General features: G+C 70.6%; 17 protein-coding genes. 6 read left to right on the top strand and 11 right to left on the bottom strand.

What is annotated here, in order from left to right:
• Positions 1–75 precede the first annotated feature (75 nt).
• Entirely contained in the window at positions 76–1,926 is a 1,851-nt protein-coding gene (locus tag HJG52_RS02240) for a glycoside hydrolase family 15 protein (protein ID WP_171241933.1), read from the top strand.
• 31 nt (positions 1,927–1,957) lie between these two features.
• Here the strand turns inward: HJG52_RS02240 and HJG52_RS02235 are convergent, their stop codons facing one another.
• The 3 genes from HJG52_RS02235 to HJG52_RS02225 form a co-directional block, all read right to left on the bottom strand.
• Positions 1,958–2,644, bottom strand: coding sequence for a response regulator transcription factor (locus HJG52_RS02235; protein WP_171241932.1), 687 nt, complete (start codon positions 2,642–2,644; stop codon positions 1,958–1,960).
• A gap of 89 nt (positions 2,645–2,733) precedes the next feature.
• The gene (locus tag HJG52_RS02230) at positions 2,734–3,387 is read right to left on the bottom strand and encodes a response regulator (RefSeq protein ID WP_171241931.1); all 654 of its coding nucleotides are present in this window, start codon (positions 3,385–3,387) and stop codon (positions 2,734–2,736) included.
• Entirely contained in the window at positions 3,384–4,016 is a 633-nt protein-coding gene (locus HJG52_RS02225; protein WP_171241930.1) for a sensor histidine kinase, read from the bottom strand. Before HJG52_RS02225 ends, HJG52_RS02230 begins: the two co-directional genes overlap by 4 nt.
• A 245-nt stretch (positions 4,017–4,261) precedes the next feature.
• Between HJG52_RS02225 and HJG52_RS02220 the strand changes: the two genes are divergently transcribed.
• Positions 4,262–4,858 (top strand): MBL fold metallo-hydrolase, encoded by a 597-nt coding sequence (locus HJG52_RS02220; protein WP_346767629.1) that lies wholly within the window; start codon positions 4,262–4,264, stop codon positions 4,856–4,858.
• A 29-nt stretch (positions 4,859–4,887) separates the two neighbouring features.
• A complete protein-coding gene (locus HJG52_RS02215; RefSeq protein ID WP_171241928.1) occupies positions 4,888–5,760 on the top strand; it encodes an EamA family transporter in 873 nt (290 codons plus the stop codon).
• On the opposite strand, the gene HJG52_RS02210 is transcribed toward HJG52_RS02215, so the two are convergent.
• Positions 5,749–6,753 carry a TerC family protein gene (locus HJG52_RS02210; RefSeq protein ID WP_171243008.1) on the bottom strand — a complete coding sequence of 335 codons (1,005 nt, stop codon included), beginning with the start codon at positions 6,751–6,753 and terminating at the stop codon, positions 5,749–5,751. The genes HJG52_RS02215 and HJG52_RS02210 overlap by 12 nt on opposite strands.
• A 257-nt stretch (positions 6,754–7,010) precedes the next feature.
• Positions 7,011–9,119, bottom strand: a complete 2,109-nt coding sequence (gene uvrB, locus HJG52_RS02205; protein ID WP_171241927.1) for an excinuclease ABC subunit UvrB — start codon at positions 9,117–9,119, stop codon at positions 7,011–7,013.
• A gap of 125 nt (positions 9,120–9,244) precedes the next feature.
• Here uvrB and HJG52_RS02200 point away from each other — a divergent pair, with 125 nt between their 5' ends.
• Complete coding sequence (locus HJG52_RS02200) at positions 9,245–10,441, top strand: MFS transporter (protein WP_346767524.1); 1,197 nt, start codon at positions 9,245–9,247, stop codon at positions 10,439–10,441.
• On the opposite strand, the gene HJG52_RS02195 is transcribed toward HJG52_RS02200, so the two are convergent.
• From HJG52_RS02195 to rpsA, 6 genes are all read right to left on the bottom strand, one after another.
• Positions 10,422–10,745 (bottom strand): DUF202 domain-containing protein, encoded by a 324-nt coding sequence (locus tag HJG52_RS02195; RefSeq protein ID WP_171241926.1) that lies wholly within the window; start codon positions 10,743–10,745, stop codon positions 10,422–10,424. The two genes, HJG52_RS02200 and HJG52_RS02195, sit on opposite strands and share 20 nt — an antisense overlap.
• Positions 10,742–11,149, bottom strand: a complete 408-nt coding sequence (locus tag HJG52_RS20540) for a YidH family protein (protein ID WP_346767523.1) — start codon at positions 11,147–11,149, stop codon at positions 10,742–10,744. Before HJG52_RS20540 ends, HJG52_RS02195 begins: the two co-directional genes overlap by 4 nt.
• Complete coding sequence (gene coaE / locus HJG52_RS02185; RefSeq protein ID WP_171241924.1) at positions 11,142–12,332, bottom strand: dephospho-CoA kinase; 1,191 nt, start codon at positions 12,330–12,332, stop codon at positions 11,142–11,144. The genes HJG52_RS20540 and coaE overlap by 8 nt, the downstream gene beginning before the upstream one ends.
• Positions 12,333–12,393: 61 nt before the next feature.
• A complete protein-coding gene (locus tag HJG52_RS02180; protein ID WP_171241923.1) occupies positions 12,394–12,858 on the bottom strand; it encodes a PPOX class F420-dependent oxidoreductase in 465 nt (154 codons plus the stop codon).
• Between the two features lie 10 nt (positions 12,859–12,868).
• Positions 12,869–13,648: a DUF4184 family protein gene (locus tag HJG52_RS02175; protein WP_171241922.1), complete on the bottom strand. Its 780-nt coding sequence runs from the start codon at positions 13,646–13,648 to the stop codon at positions 12,869–12,871.
• A 105-nt stretch (positions 13,649–13,753) separates the two neighbouring features.
• On the bottom strand, positions 13,754–15,250 hold the full coding sequence (gene rpsA / locus HJG52_RS02170; protein WP_171241921.1) for a 30S ribosomal protein S1: 1,497 nt from the start codon (positions 15,248–15,250) through the stop codon (positions 13,754–13,756).
• Between the two features lie 136 nt (positions 15,251–15,386).
• Here rpsA and HJG52_RS02165 point away from each other — a divergent pair, with 136 nt between their 5' ends.
• Both HJG52_RS02165 and HJG52_RS02160 read left to right on the top strand, forming a co-directional pair.
• Positions 15,387–16,196, top strand: coding sequence for a class I SAM-dependent methyltransferase (locus HJG52_RS02165; RefSeq protein ID WP_346767522.1), 810 nt, complete (start codon positions 15,387–15,389; stop codon positions 16,194–16,196).
• A gap of 149 nt (positions 16,197–16,345) precedes the next feature.
• Positions 16,346–18,610, top strand: a 2,265-nt coding sequence (locus HJG52_RS02160) for an Ig-like domain-containing protein (RefSeq protein WP_240977153.1), incomplete at its 3' end; no start/stop codon positions are given.

Raw genomic sequence — 18,610 nt, 5'->3', positions numbered from 1 at the left:
CCACCGACAGCGCATGCCACGCGGTGCCCCCGCGCCTGCGTGCGGGAGGCAACCACGCGGCATACGCTCCCCAGCATGGCGGACCCGACGACGACCCCCATCGAGGACTATGCCCTGCTCGGGGACACCGAGACCGCGGCCCTGGTGAGCCGGGCTGGCTCGATCGACTGGCTGTGCCTGCCCTACTTCGACTCCCCCGCGTGCTTCGCCGCGCTGCTCGGCACCCCGGACAACGGCCGCTGGCTGCTCGGGCCGGCCGGTGAGGCCCGCACCACGCGGCGCTACGTCGACAACTCGTTCGTCCTCGAGACCACCCACGAGACCGACGACGGCGCGGTCGTGGTCACCGACGTCATGCCGACCGGCGACGGGCGAGCCGACATCGTGCGCAGCGTGCGCGGCATACGGGGGCGGTTGCGGATGCGGCACGAGTGGGTGGTGCGGTTCGACTACGGCCAGGTCCGCCCATGGGTGTCCCACGACCCGGGCCACCGCGTCGACAGCGACGTCATCGTGGCCGTGGCGGGTCCGGACATGCTCGTGCTGCGCGGCACCCGGCTGCCGCACCCCGAGGACGGGCACCACGTCGACGAGTTCGACGTCGCGGCCGGCGACGTGCTCACCTTCTCGATGACGTGGTCGCCCTCCTACGAGCCGGTGCCGCCGCCGCTGGACATCGACTCGCGCATCAAGGAGACGATCCGCTACGAGAACACCTGGACCGAGGGCTGCACCTACGAGGGCCCGTACCGCGACCTCGTGGTCCGGTCGCTGCTGACGCTGCGGGCGATGACCCACAGCCGGTTCGGCGGCATCGTGGCCGCGCCGACGACCAGCCTGCCCGAGGACTTCGGCGGCGAGCGCAACTGGGACTACCGCTACTGCTGGCTGCGCGACGCCTCCCTCACCTTGGAGGCGTTGCTCCAGTCCGGCTACATCGACGAGGCCCGCGGCTGGCGCAACTGGCTGATCCGCGCGGTCGCCGGTGACCCGCAGGACCTGCAGATCATGTACACCATCAACGGGTCCCGGCGGCTGCCCGAGATCACGCTGGACCACCTGCCCGGCTATGCCGACTCCCGCCCCGTCCGCATCGGCAACGGCGCCGTCGACCAGCGCCAGTCCGACGTGCTGGGCGAGGTGATGGTGGCGATGGACATCGCCCGCCGGCGCGGGCTCGAGGTGTCCTACCGGGGGTGGGCGGTGCAGCGCGCCCTCGTCGACGACCTGGCCCGGCACTGGGACCAGCCCGACAACGGCCTCTGGGAGATCCGCGGGCCGCTGCGGCACTTCACCCACTCCCGGGTCATGGTGTGGGCGGCGTTCGACCGGGCGGTCAAGGGTGTCGAGGAGTTCGGGCTGGAAGGGCCGGTGGACAAGTGGCGTGACCTGCGCGACCGGGTGCGGGCCGAGATCCTCGAGAAGGGCTTCAACACCGAGCGGAACAGCTTCACCCAGCACTACGAGACCACCGAGGTCGACGCGTCGCTGCTCGTCATCCCGTCCGTGGGTTTTCTGCCCGGCGACGACCCGAAGGTGCTCGGCACGATCGCGGCGATCGAGCAGGACCTCATGCGCGACGGGTTCCTGCTGCGCTACCGCACCGAGACGGGCGTCGACGGGCTGTCGGGCGCCGAGCACCCGTTCCTCGCCTGTTCGTGGTGGCTCGTCAGTGCGTATGCCGCGAGCGGCCAGGTCGACAAGGCCACCGAGCTGATGGAGCGGTTGGTGGCGCTGTTCAACGACGTGGGGCTCATCTCCGAGGAGTACGACCCGGTCGGCAAGCGGATGGTCGGCAACTACCCGCAGGCGTTCTCACACCTCGCGTTCATCGGCGCCGCGCACGCCCTGGCCCAGGCCACCCGCTCGGCGTCGGGCGAGAGCGGCACCCCCGAGCACGAGGAGACGCGCGACGTCATCGCGTGACCCCGTGGGCAAGCGGGCTGGCCGGGGGTGGTCAGACCGAGGTGCTGGTGAGGCTGGCCGACCCCGTCACCCCGGCCCGGCGGGCCACCGCAACGGCGGCGAGGGCCGAGTGCACCTTGAGCTTGTGCAGGATGCTCTGGACGTGGGTGCGCACGGTGTTCGGTGACACGTGCAGCAGCTCACCGATCGCGGCCCGGCTCATGCCGTCGACCAGGCAGCCGAGGACCTCGAGCTCACGGCTGGTCAGCTCGTCGATGCCCTCCAGGTGCTCGGCGGCGGCATGCGGCCGCTGCGACAGCGACATGAGGACGCCGGTCAGCAGCTGCGCCGGGATGTGCGTCTCGCCGCGGGCGACCCCCCGGATGGCCTCGAGCAGGTCGCTGGCCGTGACGGTCTTGGTCATCCAGCCGCGCACTCCCAGCTGGACCGCCTCGACGATCCGCTGGTCCGACCCGTCGGAACCGGTGGTCACGAGGACCGCCACCTCCGGGTGGCGCGACAGGGCTTGGCGGGCCACGAGGAGCCCGTCCTCACCGGCCAGGTCGAGGTCGAGCAACAGGACGTCGAAGGCGGTGTCCTCGACCACGCGCAGCGCAGCACGGACACTGGTCGCGGTGGCGACCACGTCGATGTCCGGCTGTTCACGCAGGCACAGCGCGAGTGCATCGAGGAACACCTCGTGGTCGTCCACGACGACCACGCGAATGTGCGGGGGCATGTGGCTACCCTCCCCGGCGGCGGACGAAACGGACACCGCCCGCCGCTGGAGAGTTTCCTACGTCAAAGGGGTGACCTTGCGGCCCCCCGTCAGCGCAGGTGGGCCGGCCAGGTCTCGGGCGTGCCGTGGGCCGAGATGAGCGCGGCGGCCTGCAGCCGCGAGTGCACGCCCAGCTTGGTCAGCAGGTTCTGCACGTGCGTGCGGGCGGTGCTGCGCTGGACGCCCAGGGTGGACGCCATCTCCTCGGTCGTCTGCCCGTCCATGATGCAGCGCATCACCTGCCACTCGCGGTCGGTGAGGAACTGCAGCGACCACAGCGGGTCGTCCGTGGCTGACTTCTGCGGGCGCAGCGCGCGCTGGAGCAGCGACGGCTCGACCGCGAGCTGGCCGCGCACCGCGCGGTCGAGCATCTCGACGATCTCGACGATCGGCTTCTCCTTGCCGACGTAGCCGGCGGCACCCTCGGCGATGGACCGGCCGACGATGCCGTGGTCCGCCTCGGCCGAGAGCATCACGACCTTGGTCTGCGGAGACGCCTCCCGGATCTGGTGGATCGCGGAGATCGAGGTGCCGTCCGGGAAGTTCACGTCGAGCAGGCACACGTCCGGGTGGTGCTCGGCCACGGCCGCGACACCCTCCTCGGGCGTGCTCGCCAGACCCACGACCTCGTGTCCCTTGGAGCTCAGCGCGAGCCCGAGGGCCTCGAGCAGGAGCAGGTGGTCATCACACACGACGATCTTCACGAGGCCACCGCCTCGAGGCCGACGGTGCCGAGGCAGATGTCCGCCACTGCACCACCCTCACGGCCGTCGCGGATGTCGAAGGTGCCCTGGCAGGCAGCCACCATCGCGCGAGTCGTGGTGAGCCCCAACGAGGTTCGCGACGCGATGCGCCCGAACCCGGGGCCCGAGTCGCAGACCCGCACGTGCGTGCCCAACGAGTCCTCGACGACGCTCACGGTGACGCGGCCGGACTCGCCGGCAGCGCGCACGGCGTTGTCGAGGACGCACGCCAGGGCGCGGCTCAGGGCCACCGGCCGGGCCCACGCCCGGCGCACGCCGACGATGTCGACGCGCAGGTGGCAAGCGGTCGTCGCGGCGGCCCGGTCGACGGCGTCGCGCACGATGCGCTCCACGTCGGTGGGGACGACCTCGTCGGTCGCGGCCTCGCTCAGGCTCGTCTCGACCACTTCGGACAGCCACTGGGCCTGTCCCGCGATCACGTCGAGCTTTCGACGGTCGTCGCCACCCTCGGCTCCGGCCATCAACAGAATTGCCGCCAAAGGCTGACGCAGGTCGTGCAACAGCGCGCGGACGGTGTCAATCTCACGTCCAGCGATACGTCGCTGGACGTCGTCAATTGCAGCAGACATCTATTCAACTCTTCCCTCACAACAGCGAAGGCCCGCCCGCACCCCCTGTGCGGCCCCGTCAGGCTTTTCGCGTCTGGACAAAGGTAGGACGTCAAATGCCGGAGCAGCAATAGTTCATCGGGACTAGGCGATTTCACCGATATCCCCCGGTTGCGTGCCCTGAGGACAGAATGGTGTCCATGAGCGCGTCTTCCGACCCGAATTCCGTTGCCCAGGTCACTCCGGACCACTGGAAGCTTCTCAGCATGTGGAGGGTGTCCGTCTCAGAAATGGACAACAACGCCTACCTGCTGCGCAACCGGGCCACCGGTGAGCTGCTCCTGGTCGATGCGGCAGCCGAGCCCGAACGCCTGCTGGCCCTCGTGGACGCCGCAGGCGGTCCGCTGCGGACCGTGGTCACCACCCACCAGCACTGGGACCACCACCGCGCCCTCGAGGACGTGGTCGCCGCGACGGGTGCCGTCACCGTCTGCGGCACGGACGACGCCGAGGGTATGCCGGTGCGTCCGAACCGCACGGTCGGCCACGGCGATGTCGTCACCGTCGGTGACGTGCCGCTGGAGGTGATCCACCTGCGCGGGCACACACCCGGTTCGATCGCGCTCGCCTACCGCGACCCGGACGGCCCGGTGCAGCTGTTCACCGGCGACTCGCTCTTCCCCGGCGGGGTGGGCAACACCAAGAACCCGGGCCAGTCGTTCGACTCCCTCATCGAGGACGTCAGCACCCGCGTCTTCGATGTGTTCGACGACGACACCGTCGTGTGGCCCGGGCACGGCGCACCGACCACGCTGGGCGCCGAGCGGCCGCACCTGCAGGAGTGGCGAGACCGAGGCTGGTGAGGTCCGGCCGGGTCATTAGAGTCCGGCACGTGACCGAGGGACGACCGCGCGTGCCGCCGCTGGTGCTGGTCCTGACCGCGATCGTGTCGGTGCAGTTCGGCGGGGCCCTCGCGGCCACACTGGTCCCCCACATCGGCGCCGGTGGGTCGGTGCTCCTGCGGCTGGCGTTCGCGACGGCCATCCTGCTGGTGGTCGCGCGCCCGCGGTTGCGCGGGCGGTCCCGCCGCGCGTGGCTGGCCGTGCTCGCGTTCGGTGTCGCGCTGGGCCTGATGAACCTCGCGTTCTACGCCTCGCTGGCGCGCCTACCCATCGGAGTGGCCGTCACGATCGAGTTCCTCGGCCCGCTCACCCTGGCCACGGCGCTGTCGCGCCGACTGCGCGACCTTGCCGCCGTCGCGGCTGCCGCCGTCGGGGTCGTGCTCATCTCCGAGGCACTCGGAACACCCGTGGCCGACCTCGAGTGGACCGGGCTGGGACTGGCCGCGGTCGCGGGCGCCTGCTGGGCGGCATACATCCTCGCCAGCCGTCAGGTCGGACGGGAGTTCGCCAGCCTCGACGGCCTCGCCCTCGCCATGGTGGTCGCCCTCGTGCTGGTGCTGCCGTTCGGGCTCGGCTCGGCGCCGCAGTGGGAAGCGGGGGACGTCGCGAAGGGGCTCGGCATCGCCGTGCTCTCCTCAGTGCTCCCCTACTCCCTCGAGCTCGCGGCACTGCGTCACCTCAACCCGCGGGTCTTCGGCATCCTGCTGAGCCTCGAGCCCGTCGCCGCCGCCCTCGCCGGGCTGCTGATCCTCGGGCAACGCCTGCACCTCACCCAGCTCCTCGGCATGGGACTGGTCGTGCTGGCCAGCGCCCTGGTCATGGGCGCTGGCCAGCGACGGGACCCGGCCGAGTCAGGGGGCTGAGCCGACCTGCTTGGAGTCGCGGGAGGACTTGATAAGGCTCGCGACCGTGGTCACGCCGAGGATCAGGACGATGGCCGAGAGCGACATCCAGATCGGGATGTCCGGCGCCCAGCTGATCTTCTCGCCTCCGTTGATGAACGGCAGCTCGTTCTCGTGCATGGCGTGCAGGATCAGCTTCACGCCGATGAAGGCCAGCAGGACGGCCAGACCGATGCTGAGGTAGACGAGCCGCTTGAGCAGGCCGCCGATGAGGAAGTAGAGCTGGCGCAGGCCCATGAGCGCGAACAGGTTGGCCGTGAGGACGAGGTAGGGCTCGCGGGTGAGGCCGTAGATCGCCGGGATCGAGTCGAGCGCGAAGAGCAGGTCGGTCGTGCCCAGGGCCATGATGACGATGAACATGGGCGTGGCGAGCCGCTTGCCGTTCTCGCGGGTGAAGAGCTTGGCCCCGTCGTAGTTCTTGGTGGCCGGGAAGCGGCGCTCGACGAACCGCATGAAGCGGTTCTCCTCGTACTCGTCGTCGTCGCTCTGGCCCTCACGGACCAGCTGGATCGCGGTGTAGACGAGGAACGCGCCGAACAGGTAGAAGACCCACGAGAAGCGGTTGATCGCCGCCGCGCCCACCGCGATGAAGATGCCGCGCAGGACGATGGCGATGATGATGCCGATGAGCAGCGCCGACTGCTGGAGCTTCGCCGGCACGTTGAACCGGGCCATGATCAGCAGGAAGATGAACAGGTTGTCGATCGACAGCGAGTACTCCGTCAACCAGCCCGCGTAGTACTCGGCCATGAACTTGGCGCCGGCCTGCTCGTGGGTGAAGTACCAGACGCCCAGCCCGAACAGCAGCGCTGCACCGATGTAGCCGATCAGGGCGACCGTGACCTCCTTGGTGGAGGGTACGTGCGGCCGCCGGGCGATGATGAAGACGTCGAACAGCAGCACCGCCGCCATGAGGCCGATGGTGAGGTACCAGACCCACGGCGCGACTTCCATCTTGGTGGCGGTGGTGGCTACGAGCGAGTTCAAGACGTGGTCCTCCGGTCACGACGAGGTGGCCGGAGGTCTCTCCCGCCCAGGACTTGGCGGACCGGCTCCCCGGGCCCGCACGGACCCGCGGAATCTGCTGCGGGGGTGGACGAGCCGTGATGACGAGGACACCGCGTGGGGATACTCCCCTCCGATGAACTTGCAAATACTCCCAAACACCGGGTCACCGCTCAAATCGAGCGGGTATGCCGTGAGACGGGTGCCTACTGCGTGGCTGCGGACATCTGCCGCAGCTCCTTCTTGAGGTCGCCGATCTCGTCGCGCAACCGCGCAGCCAGCTCGAAGTGCAGCTCGGACGCGGCCTGGTGCATCTGGGTCGACAGCTCCTGGATGAGGTTGGCCAGGTCGTTGGCCGGCATCTCCTTGAGCCGGTCGCTGGCGACCCCTGCATCGGCCTGGACGCTGCCCCGGCCACCGCGCTGGGCACCCTTGCCGCGGGACTGTGCCCGGCCGGAGCCGATGAGCGCCTCGGTGTCGGCGTCCTCGCGCTGGATGAGGTCGGTGATGTCGGCGATCTTCTTGCGCAGCGGCTGCGGGTCGACGCCCGCCTCCTTGTTGTAGGCGATCTGCTTCTCGCGCCGACGCTGCGTCTCGTCGATGGCCTCGCGCATCGACGGGGTGACCTCGTCGGCATACATGTGCACCTGGCCCGACACGTTGCGGGCCGCGCGGCCGATGGTCTGGATGAGCGATCGCGCCGAGCGCAGGAAGCCCTCCTTGTCGGCGTCGAGGATGCTCACGAGCGACACCTCGGGCAGGTCGAGGCCCTCGCGCAGCAGGTTGATGCCGACGAGCACGTCGTACTCACCCATCCGCAGCTCGCGCAGCAGCTCGACGCGGCGCAGCGTGTCGACCTCGCTGTGCAGGTAACGGACGCGCACGCCCTTGTCGAGCAGGTAGTCGGTGAGGTCCTCGGCCATCTTCTTGGTGAGGGTGGTGACGAGGACGCGCTCGTTCTTCTTGGTGCGCTCGCCGATCTCGTGGAGCAGGTCGTCGATCTGGCCCTTGGTGGGCTTGAGCACGACCTCGGGATCGATGAGGCCCGTGGGCCGGATGATCTGCTCGACGACACCGTCGCTCTGCGCCAGCTCGTAGGGACCGGGTGTCGCCGACAGGTAGACGGTCTGCCCGATGCGGTCGAGGAACTCCTCCCACTTCAGCGGGCGGTTGTCCATGGCGGACGGCAGCCGGAACCCGTGGTCGACGAGCATCCGCTTGCGGGACATGTCGCCCTCGTACATCGCGCCGATCTGGGGGACGGTCACGTGCGACTCGTCGATGACGAGCAGGAAGTCCTCGGGAAAGTAGTCGAGCAGCGTGTTCGGCGCGGTGCCGCGACCGCGGCCGTCGATGTGCATCGAGTAGTTCTCGATGCCCGAGCACGACCCGACCTGGCGCATCATCTCGATGTCATAGGTGGTGCGCATCCGCAGCCGCTGCGCCTCGAGCAGCTTGTTCTGCTTCTCCAGCTCGGACAGCCGGTCGGCGAGCTCGAGCTCGATCCCCCGGATCGCCCGTTCCATCCGCTCCGGCCCGGCGACGTAGTGGGTGGCCGGGAAGACGTACATCTCCGTCTCCTCGTGGATCACCTCACCACTGATCGGGTGGAGGGTGTAGATGCGCTCGATCTCGTCACCGAAGAACTCGATGCGCACGGCGAGCTCCTCGTAGACCGGGATGATCTCGACCGTGTCTCCGCGGACCCGGAACGTGCCGCGCGTGAACGCCAGGTCGTTGCGGGTGTACTGCATCTGCACGAACCGGCGCAGCAGCTCGTCGCGGTCGACGACGTCGCCCACCCTGAGCCGCGCCATCCGGTCGACGTACTCCTGCGGTGTGCCGAGGCCGTAGATGCACGACACCGACGCGACCACGACGACGTCCCGCCGGGTCAACAGCGAGTTGGTGGCGCTGTGGCGCAGCCGTTCGACCTCGTCGTTGATCGAGGAGTCCTTCTCGATGTAGGTGTCCGTCTGCGGGATGTACGCCTCGGGCTGGTAGTAGTCGTAGTAGCTGACGAAGTACTCGACGGCGTTGTTGGGCAGCAGCTCGCGGAACTCGTTGGCGAGCTGAGCGGCAAGTGTCTTGTTCGGTGCCATGACCAGGGTGGGCCGCTGCACCTGCTCGATCAGCCAGGCGGTCGTCGCGGACTTGCCGGTGCCGGTGGCGCCGAGCAGGACGGTGTTCTTCTCCCCCGCCTGGATACGCTGGGTCAGCTCGGCGATGGCGGTCGGCTGGTCGCCGGCGGGTGAGTACTCGGAGACGACCTCGAACGGGGCCACCGTGCGCTGCAGGTCGGTCGTGGGACGCATGCTCCTACGGTATGCCGCGGCACCGACACCGCGCCCACGGGCGCCTTCCCAGCCCCGCGGGCGGGTGGGCCGCCACGACCTGAGACATCGCGGCATACCCCACCCGTGCGGGCTTGACTGGCCGGGTGACCGGCACGACGACGCCCGCGGTGGGCACGACCCGTCGATGGCTGATGCTCGCGGTGAGCACCGCCGCTCAGGCCGCGTCGGCGGTCGTCGTGCACGGCCCGGCCTTCCTCATCCCGGTGCTGCACCGGCGCGAGGGCCTGTCGCTCCCCCTCGCGGGGCTCGTGGCCGCGGCGCCCATGATCGGTGTCCTGCTCACCCTGGTGGTGTGGGGTGTCGTCGTCGACCGGCGCGGCGAGCGTTTCGCCCTCCTCACCGGCCTGACCGGCACCACCGCGGCCGCAGCCGTGGCCGCAGCGGGTGACTCCCCCCTGTGGTGGTTCGTCTGGCTGCTGGTCGCCGGGGCGTTCGCGGCCTCGACGAACGCCGCCAGCGGCCGGGTCGTCGTCGGCTGGTTCCCCGCGCACCGGCGCGGCACGGCGATGGGCATACGGCAGATGGCGCAGCCGCTCGGGGTCGGGATCGCCGCGGTCTCGCTCGCGGTCACGGCCGATCGGGCCGGCGTGCGTGCCGCGCTGGCCGTCCCCGCCGTGGTCGCCGCGCTCGCACTGGCCGCAACCCTCGCCGTCGTCGTCGACCCGCCGAGACCCGCGCGCTCTGCCGCCCACGCCGCCAACCCCTATGCCGCGGACCGGTTCCTCGCGCGGGTGCACCTGGTCTCGGTACTCCTCGTCGTGCCGCAGTTCGTCGTGTGGACCTACGCCCTGGCCTGGCTGGTGAGCGACCGTGGCTGGAGTGCCGGAGCGGCAGGCACCCTCGTCGCCCTCGCCCAGCTGATGGGCGCCGCCGGACGGATCGCCGCCGGGGCGCTGTCCGACCGGGTCGGCAGCCGGATGCGGCCCCTGCGGTGGGTCGCCGTGACCGTCGTCGTGACGATGCTCGCGCTGGGCGCCGCTGCCGGCGCGGGCTGGCCCGTGGCCGTCGTGCTGCTCGTCGTCGCGACCGGGCTCACCGTGGCGGACAACGGGCTCGCGTTCACCGCCGTCGCCGAGCGGGCCGGTGCCTACTGGTCCGGGCGTGCGCTCGGCATCCAGAACACCGGCCAGTTCCTCGCCGCGGCCTGCGTGCCGCCCGTTGCGGGAGTGCTCGTCGCTCGTCGCGGGTATGCCGTGACGTTCGCCTCCGCGGCCGTGTTCGCCGCCGCGGCCGTGCCCTTGGTTCCCCGCGACCGCGACCTCAGCGCGACGCGACCGTGACCGCCAGGATGCCGCCGACGAGCGCGGCACCCCCCGTCGCCACGGCCACGTCGACCATGTGGCGGTGCGGCGAGTAGCCGCGCTCGTCGTCGCGCAGCTCCACGAACCTCTGGCGCACGCCCGCCACGGTGACGCTGGTGACCCCCGCGATGATCGCACCGAGGATCGCCACGACCGACTGTCCGAGGCGTAGCGCAAGCACGACCCCTCCGACCTGGATCACCAACGAGGTCAACGCTGTTCGTTGCCAGGCGAGGGCGGTGCGCTCGGGCTGGAGCCCGGCCCTGTCGGGGAAGGTGCTCACGACGAGCCGCCGGACAGCAGCTCCAGGACGGCGAGCAGGACGGCGACGGCGGCGAAGACCACGACCCCACCGGCGAGCGATGCCAGGGCCCGCGGCGACGGCAGTGGTTCACGCAGCCGGAGCGCCCGCTCGACCCGCGCCCACGACGTGACGGCACGCACCGCGAGAAGAGCCCCGCCGAGGCAGGCCGCACCCCCGACCAGCGCCGACCAGTGCGGCAGGCCCTGCAGTGCCGACACCGACACGATGGCCACGCCACCGGCCACCAGCGCCAGCGCCGTGCGCATCCAGGCCAAGGCAGTGCGTTCGTTGGCGAGCGAGAACCGCGGGTCGGGCTCGTCACCCACCCCGTAGACACTTTCGGGCTTGCGGACCTCGGGCTGCTCCTCGCTCCCGTCAGCCACGGTGGGGCTCCCATCCGGTCTCGGCGGCCCACGCCTCGGCGCGCGCGCTGACTGCGTCGAACCACGGTTCCTTCGCGTCGGCATACTCGCTCGTCGTCATCCCGGTGGCTGCCAGCGCACGCTTCTGCGCGGCATACTCCTCGCGCGCCTGCGGCACGGCGCGCATCCAGTCGCGGAACAGCAGCGCCCAACGCCAGCCGGGGCTCCCCACCTCGCGCACGTGCAGGTGCGTGACCCGCCCCGGGTCACTCGAGCCGAAGAAGACCTTGGGCCAGTGCGTGCCGTCCTTGGAGTTGTCGTGGTGGGCCCCCGTGCCTCGGGGAAACCCCTTGTCCCGCAACGCCTGCAGCACCGCGGGGTTGTCGACGTCGGACAGCGCGTGGACACCGATCTGGAGGTCGATCACGTCCTTGGCCACCAGGCCGGGGACGGAGGTGCTGCCGATGTGGTCGGCCGTGACCGCGGCGTCGCCGAGCACCAGCCGGATGCGGTCGAGCAGGCGGGCCGCCTGCACCGGCCACGTGGGGTCGGGCTCGACCAGCACGAGGTCCTCCGGATGACGGGCGCGTATACCGTCTCGCACGTTCGCCTCGAACGGCACCAGCCGTTCGCGCCACAGGGCGTCGACGGCGGTCCGCAGGTCGTCGACCGAGCCGTCGTTGTCGAACCACACGTCCGCAGCCGCGCGGCGCTCGTCGTCGGTGGCCTGCGCGGCGATGCGTGACCGGGCATCGGCCTCGGCCATGCCCCGGGTCTGGACGAGCCGCTCCAGCCGAACCTCCTCACCGGCCCCCACGACGACCACCAGGTGGTACTGCGGCATGTAGTGCTTCTCGACGAGGAGCGGCACGTCGTGAACCACGATCGCGTCCTCGGGGGCGGCTGCGACCAGCTCCGCGGTGCGGCGGGCGATGAGCGGGTGCGTGATGCCCTCGAGGTCGCGGCGCGCGTCCGGGTCGGCGAAGACGAGCGCACCCAACGCGGCCCGGTCCAGCGAGCCGTCCGGGGCCAGCACCGTCTCGCCGAAACGCGTTGCCACGGCGGCCAGTCCGTCGCTGCCCGGTGCCACCACCTCACGCGCCAGCTGGTCGGCGTCGACGACGACCGCCCCGAGCTCGGCGAGCCGGCGCGCGACGGTCGACTTCCCCGACCCGATGCCTCCCGTGAGGCCGACGCGCAGCATGTCGCAAACCCTAGCGGCGCGGGAATCGCCTACCGCCGCACAGGGAGATGGCCTCGACCCCTCAGTCGGCGAGCCGTGCCGGGAAGCCGCCGGTTGCCACCGGGCCCCAGCGGGTAGGCGTGATGCGCAGCAGCGACTTGTCCTGCGTGACCATCGCCGTGCGGTACTCGTCCCAGTCGGGGTGCTCCCCCGCGATGTTGCGGTAGTACTCGACGAACGGCTCCACGTCGTCGCGGGCGTCGACCACGTCGGCGTCGCCGTCGACCTGCACCCAGGCATCGCCGAAGTCGTCGGACAGCACCAGCACCGAGGCGTGGGGGCGGGCGCGCAGGTTCGCCGTCTTGGCGCGCTCGCGGTAGCTCGAGACGACGATGCGGCCGCTGTCGTCGACCCCACCGGTCACCGGGGACGACTGCGGCCTGCCGTCGGCTCGCTCGGTGATGAGGACCATGTGGTGCCGCGGCCGCACGAAGTGCAGCAGCTCGTCGAGGTCGACCCGGGTGTTCGTCGCGATGGTCCGTGCCATGCCGCCATCCTCACACGCGGCTGGTGGACCGCGCCCGGGACCTGCTGGCGGCCCCGAGCCACCACCACAGGACCACGCCCAGGAGCAGACCTCCTCCCGCGCCGATCCCCCGCGTGACGGCCACGAACGCGGCCACCTCCGCAGGCGCGCCCGACCAGAGCTGCTGCGCCCAGGACCCCAGGGCGACGAGGGCCGGACCTGCGACCAGCACGACCCACACCGCTGCCCGCTCGGCAGGGCTCGATCGAGCCGGCTCGTCCCCGGTCACGGGTGCGCGACGCAGCTCCTTCGCCACCCACCAGAGCACGACCAGGACGCCGACCACGCCACTGGCGAACTGGGCCACCTTGTAGGTCGCCAGCGGCCCCAGGAGCGGCTCGCGCAAGACGGGGAGGTGCCGGACGACCCAGCCGTCCCAGTGGGTGAAGGCGTCCCACGCGACGTGGGTCAGGGCGCCCACCACGACGCAGACCGCGGCCCACCACCAGTCCCGTCCGCGCGGAACGGCCGGCGCGGGGAGGCGCTCGCGCACCGCAGTCGGAGCGAGGTCGCGCGCCGCGGGGGCGACGGCCAGCCGCCAGGCCGCGAACGCCAGCAGGCCGAGGACGAGGTCAAGGGTGACGACGCCGGTGAGGGAATGGGTGAAGCCACGGTCACCCCTGACGGGCACGAAGTACAACGCGTCGGGCACCATCGCCCCGATCACGAGCGCCGACGGCACCGCCCAGCGCGGGCGACGCCGACCCATGAACGGCAGCACAGCCGCGACGTGGGCTGGCGTGAACGGCATACCGCAGAACCTAACCCGGGCACGGCACGAGGCCCGGCCCCCACGAAGGGGAACCGGGCCTCGTGTCGTGGCCACACGGCATACCTCGTCGGTATGCCGGTGGGCTCAGTTGCCGGTGAGCTTTTCGCGCAGCGCGGCGAGGGCCTCGTCGGAGGCGAGGGTGCCCTCGTTCGCCGGGGCGGCCGGGCGGCTGGCACCCGCGTCGCCGTCGGACGACGAGCCCGAGTCGGACGAGTACGAGGTGGCGGTGCCGGCGTTGGCAGCCGCCTCCGCGTCGGCCTTGGTGGCCTCCTCGATCTGCGCCTTGTGGGCCTCCCAGCGGGCGTGGGCCTCGGCGTACTGCTTCTCCCACTTCTCGCGCTGCTCGTCGTAGCCCTCGAGCCACTCGTTGGTCTCCGGGTCGAAGCCCTCGGGGTACTTGTAGTTGCCCTGCTCGTCGTACTCCGCGGCCATGCCGTAGAGGGTCGGGTCGAACTCGGCGACGGGCGCGCTGTCGTCGTTGGCCTGCTTGAGGCTCAGCGAGATCCGGCGACGCTCGAGGTCGATGTCGATGACCTTGACGAAGATGTCCTGGCCGACCTGGACGACCTGCTCCGGCAGCTCCACGTGGCGCTCGGCCAGCTCGGAGATGTGGACCAGGCCCTCGATGCCGTCGTCGACACGGACGAACGCACCGAACGGGACGAGCTTGGTGACCTTGCCCGGGACGACCTGACCGATCGCGTGGGTCCGGGCGAAGTGCTGCCACGGGTCCTCCTGCGTCGCCTTGAGCGACAGGGAGACACGCTCGCGGTCCATGTCCACGTCGAGCACCTCGACGGTGACCTCCTGGCCCACCTCGACGACCTCGGACGGGTGGTCGATGTGCTTCCAGGACAGCTCGGAGACGTGGACGAGACCGTCGACACCGCCGAGGTCCACGAACGCACCGAAGTTGACGATCGAGGACACGACGCCGGAGCGGACCTGCCCCTTCTGGAGCTCCTTGAGGAACGTGGTGCGGACCTCGGACTGGGTCTGCTCGAGCCAGGCACGGCGCGACAGGACCACGTTGTTGCGGTTCTTGTCGAGCTCGATGATCTTGGCCTCGATCTCCTTGCCCACGTAGGGCTGGAGGTCGCGGACGCGACGCATCTCCACGAGGGAGGCGGGCAGGAAGCCGCGCAGGCCGATGTCGAGGATGAGGCCGCCCTTGACGACCTCGATGACGGTGCCGGTGACGACGCCGTCCTCCTCCTTGATCTTCTCGATCGTGCCCCAGGCGCGCTCGTACTGGGCGCGCTTCTTGGACAGGATCAGGCGGCCTTCCTTGTCCTCCTTCTGGAGGACGAGGGCCTCGACCTCGTCGCCGACGGTGACGACCTCGTTGGGGTCGACGTCGTGCTTGATGGACAGCTCACGCGAGGGGATGACGCCCTCGGTCTTGTAGCCGATGTCGAGCAGGACCTCGTCCCGGTCGACCTTGACGATGCGACCCTCGACGATGTCGCCGTCGTTGAAGTCCTTGATGGTCGCGTCGATCGCGGCAAGGAGGTCTTCCTCAGAGCCAATGTCGTTGATGGCAACCTGAGGGGCGGTCTTCTCGACCGTGCTGGCAGTCATGTAGTAGGAACTCCGATGGTGGACAGATTGAATAGAAGGTGTGCGTTGGTGGGCACGCGAGAACGCGCGCACACAAATGTGCGTGTCCACCTTACCGACCGTGTCTGCTGGGGGTCAAAACCGTGAGGTATGCCGGGTGAGCGAGTTTGCGCAGGTCAGCCGCCGGGTGGCGGGACCGGAGGAAACCGCTGTGGCGAACCGGTCCTGGTGGGACGCAGAGGCGGGTGAGTACTACGCCGAGCACGGCCGGTTCCTCGGGGACGACGACTTCGTCTGGGGTCCCGAGGGGTGGCACGAGTCGGAGCTCGGCCTGCTGGGCGACGTGGCCGGCCGCCGGGTGCTCGAGATCGGGGCGGGCGCGGCGCAGTGCTCCCGTTGGGTGGCAGGGCAGGGCGGCTCCGTCGTGGCCACCGACCTGTCGGCCGGGATGCTCCGCGAGGCGCGGCGGCTCAACGTCGGGGTCACTCCCCCGGCGCGCCCGGTGCCCCTTGCGCAGTGCGACGCCGTCGCACTGCCCTTCGGCGAGGCGGTCTTCGACGTCGTCTTCACGGCATACGGGGCGGTGCCGTTCGTGGCCGACAGCGGCGCCCTGATGCGAGAGGTGGCGCGGGTGCTGCGCCCCGGCGGGCGGTTCGTCTTCTCGACCACCCACCCGTTCCGGTGGGCGTTCCCGGACGACCCGGGCGAGAACGGGCTCACCGTGCGGCAGTCCTACTTCGACCGCACGCCGTACGTCGAGGCGGACAGCGACGGGGAGGCGACGTACGTCGAGCACCACCGCACGCTCGGCGACCGGGTCCGTGAGCTGGTCGCGGCCGGGCTGGTCCTGGTGGACCTCGTCGAGCCGGAGTGGCCCGAGCGCAACCACGAGACCTGGGGCGGGTGGTCCCCCCTGCGCGGCCGGCACTTCCCCGGGACCGCCATCTTCGTCTGTCGACGCGGCTGACCGGTCTCACAGAATTTTTTCAGGAAGGCGGGACAGGACTACGTCATTTGACGTATAAGAGATGTTGGGGTGCATGAGCCAGGGAGTCACATCTCATGGTGCAACTTCACAAGGTCCTGGGTCGCCGATGGGTACGTCGGTGGTTGGCGATGGCTGCCACGGCGGGACTCGCCGGGAGTGGTCTGGCCGTCGCGGCGCCGAGCGCGTCCGCCGCCCCCCTGCCCGCGGCATACTCCGCCACCGCGACCGGCGACGTCCTGACCGCGGCGAGCTCGATCGTCGGAGCGAACCTGCTGGCCACCGATCTCGTGCACTCCACCAGCGCGGTCGACAGCACCGACGCCACGGCCCCGTCGACGGCGACGTCCGCCAACCTCGGGGTGCTCCTCGGGCCGGTCGGGGTCAGGGCCGCGAACACCGAGACCGCCCCTCCTGACTCGGCCGACTCCGGCGGACTGGCCTCGGTGACGCTGCCCGGGGTGCTGTCCACGGGGGTTCTCACCTACACCGATGAGGCAACGTGGGCCGGCGCGAACGCCTGCGTCCCTGCCGGGCAGCCGATCTCGCGGGCCGTGACCACCACGACCGGCGCCTCGGTGGGAGCCTTGGGCGTCAACGTGCTCCAGACCGGTGTGTCATCGGTGACGACGACCACCTCGCTCACGGCGCAGTCGCCCACCCACGACACCCGTGGCGTGACCAGCACCGCCCGGGGAAACGTGGCCGGCCTGGCCCTCCTCGGCGGGGCGGTCCGCGTGTCCGCCCTCCAGCCCGAGCTGAGCACGACGGCGACCAGTGGCGCCGCCGGCAGCGCGAGCATCACCGGCTCCTCGGTCCAGGTCACCGGCCCGGGCATCGGCACGGTCACGCTCGTGGCAGGTGCCGACCTCACCGTCTCGGTGCCGCTGGTGGGGTCGGTGACGTTGCACCTCGCCAGCAACGCCGACATCGTCGCCGCCGGTGGCACCTTCTCCACGACCTACCTGACGGCGAGGGTCTCCCTTCTGGCCGGCACGGGAACGGTGACGCTCGGGATCCTGCCGCTGACCGTCGCCGCCACGGCGCCGGCAGGCGGGGTCGAGTGCGACACCACTGCCCCCGCAATCAACATCGTCGCCCCGGCCGACGGGTCGACCGTGCCCGACGCGACGCCCACCTTCAGCGGCACGTCCGGGGTGCTGTCGGGCTCGATCACCCTCGCCATCGACGGCGGCTCCCCGGTCACCGTCCCCACCGCGGCCGACGGGTCATGGTCCTACACCCCCACGACGCCCCTGTCCGAGACGACGCACACGGCCGTGGCAACGGCCACCGACACGGCCGGCAACTCGGCGACCGACTCGACGAGGTTCACCGTCGACGTGCCGCCAGCTGTCGCGATCACGGAGCCGGCTGACGGGTCTGCGACGAACGACGCCACCCCGGCGATCACCGGAACCTCGAATGTGCTCAGTGGGTCGGTCCGCCTCGCCATCGACGGCGGTGCGCCCGCCACCGTGCCCACCGCGGCGGACGGGTCGTGGTCGTACACGCCTGCGACTGCTCTGGGTGAGGGCCCGCACGTGGCCGTGGCAACGGCCACCGACCCGCAAGGCAACACCGCCACCGACAGCTCGACCTTCACCGTCGACACGACCGCGCCGGCCGTGACGATCACTGCACCGGCCGACGGTTCGGTGACGAACGACCCGACGCCCGCGATCACCGGAACCTCGGATGTGCTGAACGGGTCGATCAGTCTGACGATCGACGCTGGCACGCCGGTGAGTGTGCCCACGGGCGCGGACGGGTCGTGGACCTACACCCCGACCACTGACTTGGCGGACGGCTCGCACACCGCCGTGGCCAGGGCGACCGACGCGGCAGGCAACACGGCCTCGGACTCCTCCACGTTCACCATCGACACCACCGCTCCGGCCGTGGCAATCACTGCACCGGCCGACGGGTCCTCGACGAACGACGCCACACCGGCGCTCACGGGGACCTCGGATGTGCTGAACGGATCGATCAGTCTGACGATCGACGCTGGCACGCCGGTGAGTGTGCCCACGGGCGCGGACGGGTCGTGGACCTACACCCCAACCACTGACTTGGCGGACGGCTCGCACACCGCCGTGGCCAGGGCGACCGACGCGGCAGGCAACACGGCCTCCGACTCCTCCACGTTCACCATCGACACCACCGCTCCGGCCGTGGCAATCACTGCACCGGCCGACGGGTCCTCGACGAACGACGCCACACCGCCGATCACCGGGACCTCAGACGTCCTGAACGGATCGATCAGCTTGGCGATCGACGCTGGCACGCCGGTGAGTGTGCCCACGGGCGCGGACGGGTCGTGGACCTACACCCCAACCACTGACTTGGCGGACGGCTCGCACACCGCCGTGGCCAGGGCGACCGACGCGGCAGGC

Source organism: Knoellia koreensis, assembly GCF_013041615.1.
Lineage (GTDB): Bacteria > Actinomycetota > Actinomycetes > Actinomycetales > Dermatophilaceae > Pedococcus > Pedococcus koreensis.
Note: the sequence above shows the minus strand (reverse complement) of the source record. Positions and strands in the feature narration are given on the sequence as shown.

What these genes read in the sequence shown, in the direction of transcription:
- HJG52_RS02225 (WP_171241930.1), bottom strand. Translation starts at nt 4,016, where the DNA reads ATGTCTGCTGCAATTGACGACGTCCAGCGACGTATCGCTGGACGTGAG.
- HJG52_RS02180 (WP_171241923.1), bottom strand. Translation starts at nt 12,858, where the DNA reads ATGGCACGGACCATCGCGACGAACACCCGGGTCGACCTCGACGAGCTG.
- HJG52_RS02220 (WP_346767629.1), top strand. Translation starts at nt 4,262, where the DNA reads ATGTGGAGGGTGTCCGTCTCAGAAATGGACAACAACGCCTACCTGCTG.
- rpsA (WP_171241921.1), bottom strand. Translation starts at nt 15,250, where the DNA reads ATGACTGCCAGCACGGTCGAGAAGACCGCCCCTCAGGTTGCCATCAAC.
- HJG52_RS02175 (WP_171241922.1), bottom strand. Translation starts at nt 13,648, where the DNA reads ATGCCGTTCACGCCAGCCCACGTCGCGGCTGTGCTGCCGTTCATGGGT.
- HJG52_RS02235 (WP_171241932.1), bottom strand. Translation starts at nt 2,644, where the DNA reads ATGCCCCCGCACATTCGCGTGGTCGTCGTGGACGACCACGAGGTGTTC.
- uvrB (WP_171241927.1), bottom strand. Translation starts at nt 9,119, where the DNA reads ATGCGTCCCACGACCGACCTGCAGCGCACGGTGGCCCCGTTCGAGGTC.
- coaE (WP_171241924.1), bottom strand. Translation starts at nt 12,332, where the DNA reads ATGCTGCGCGTCGGCCTCACGGGAGGCATCGGGTCGGGGAAGTCGACC.
- HJG52_RS02240 (WP_171241933.1), top strand. Translation starts at nt 76, where the DNA reads ATGGCGGACCCGACGACGACCCCCATCGAGGACTATGCCCTGCTCGGG.
- HJG52_RS02210 (WP_171243008.1), bottom strand. Translation starts at nt 6,753, where the DNA reads ATGGAAGTCGCGCCGTGGGTCTGGTACCTCACCATCGGCCTCATGGCG.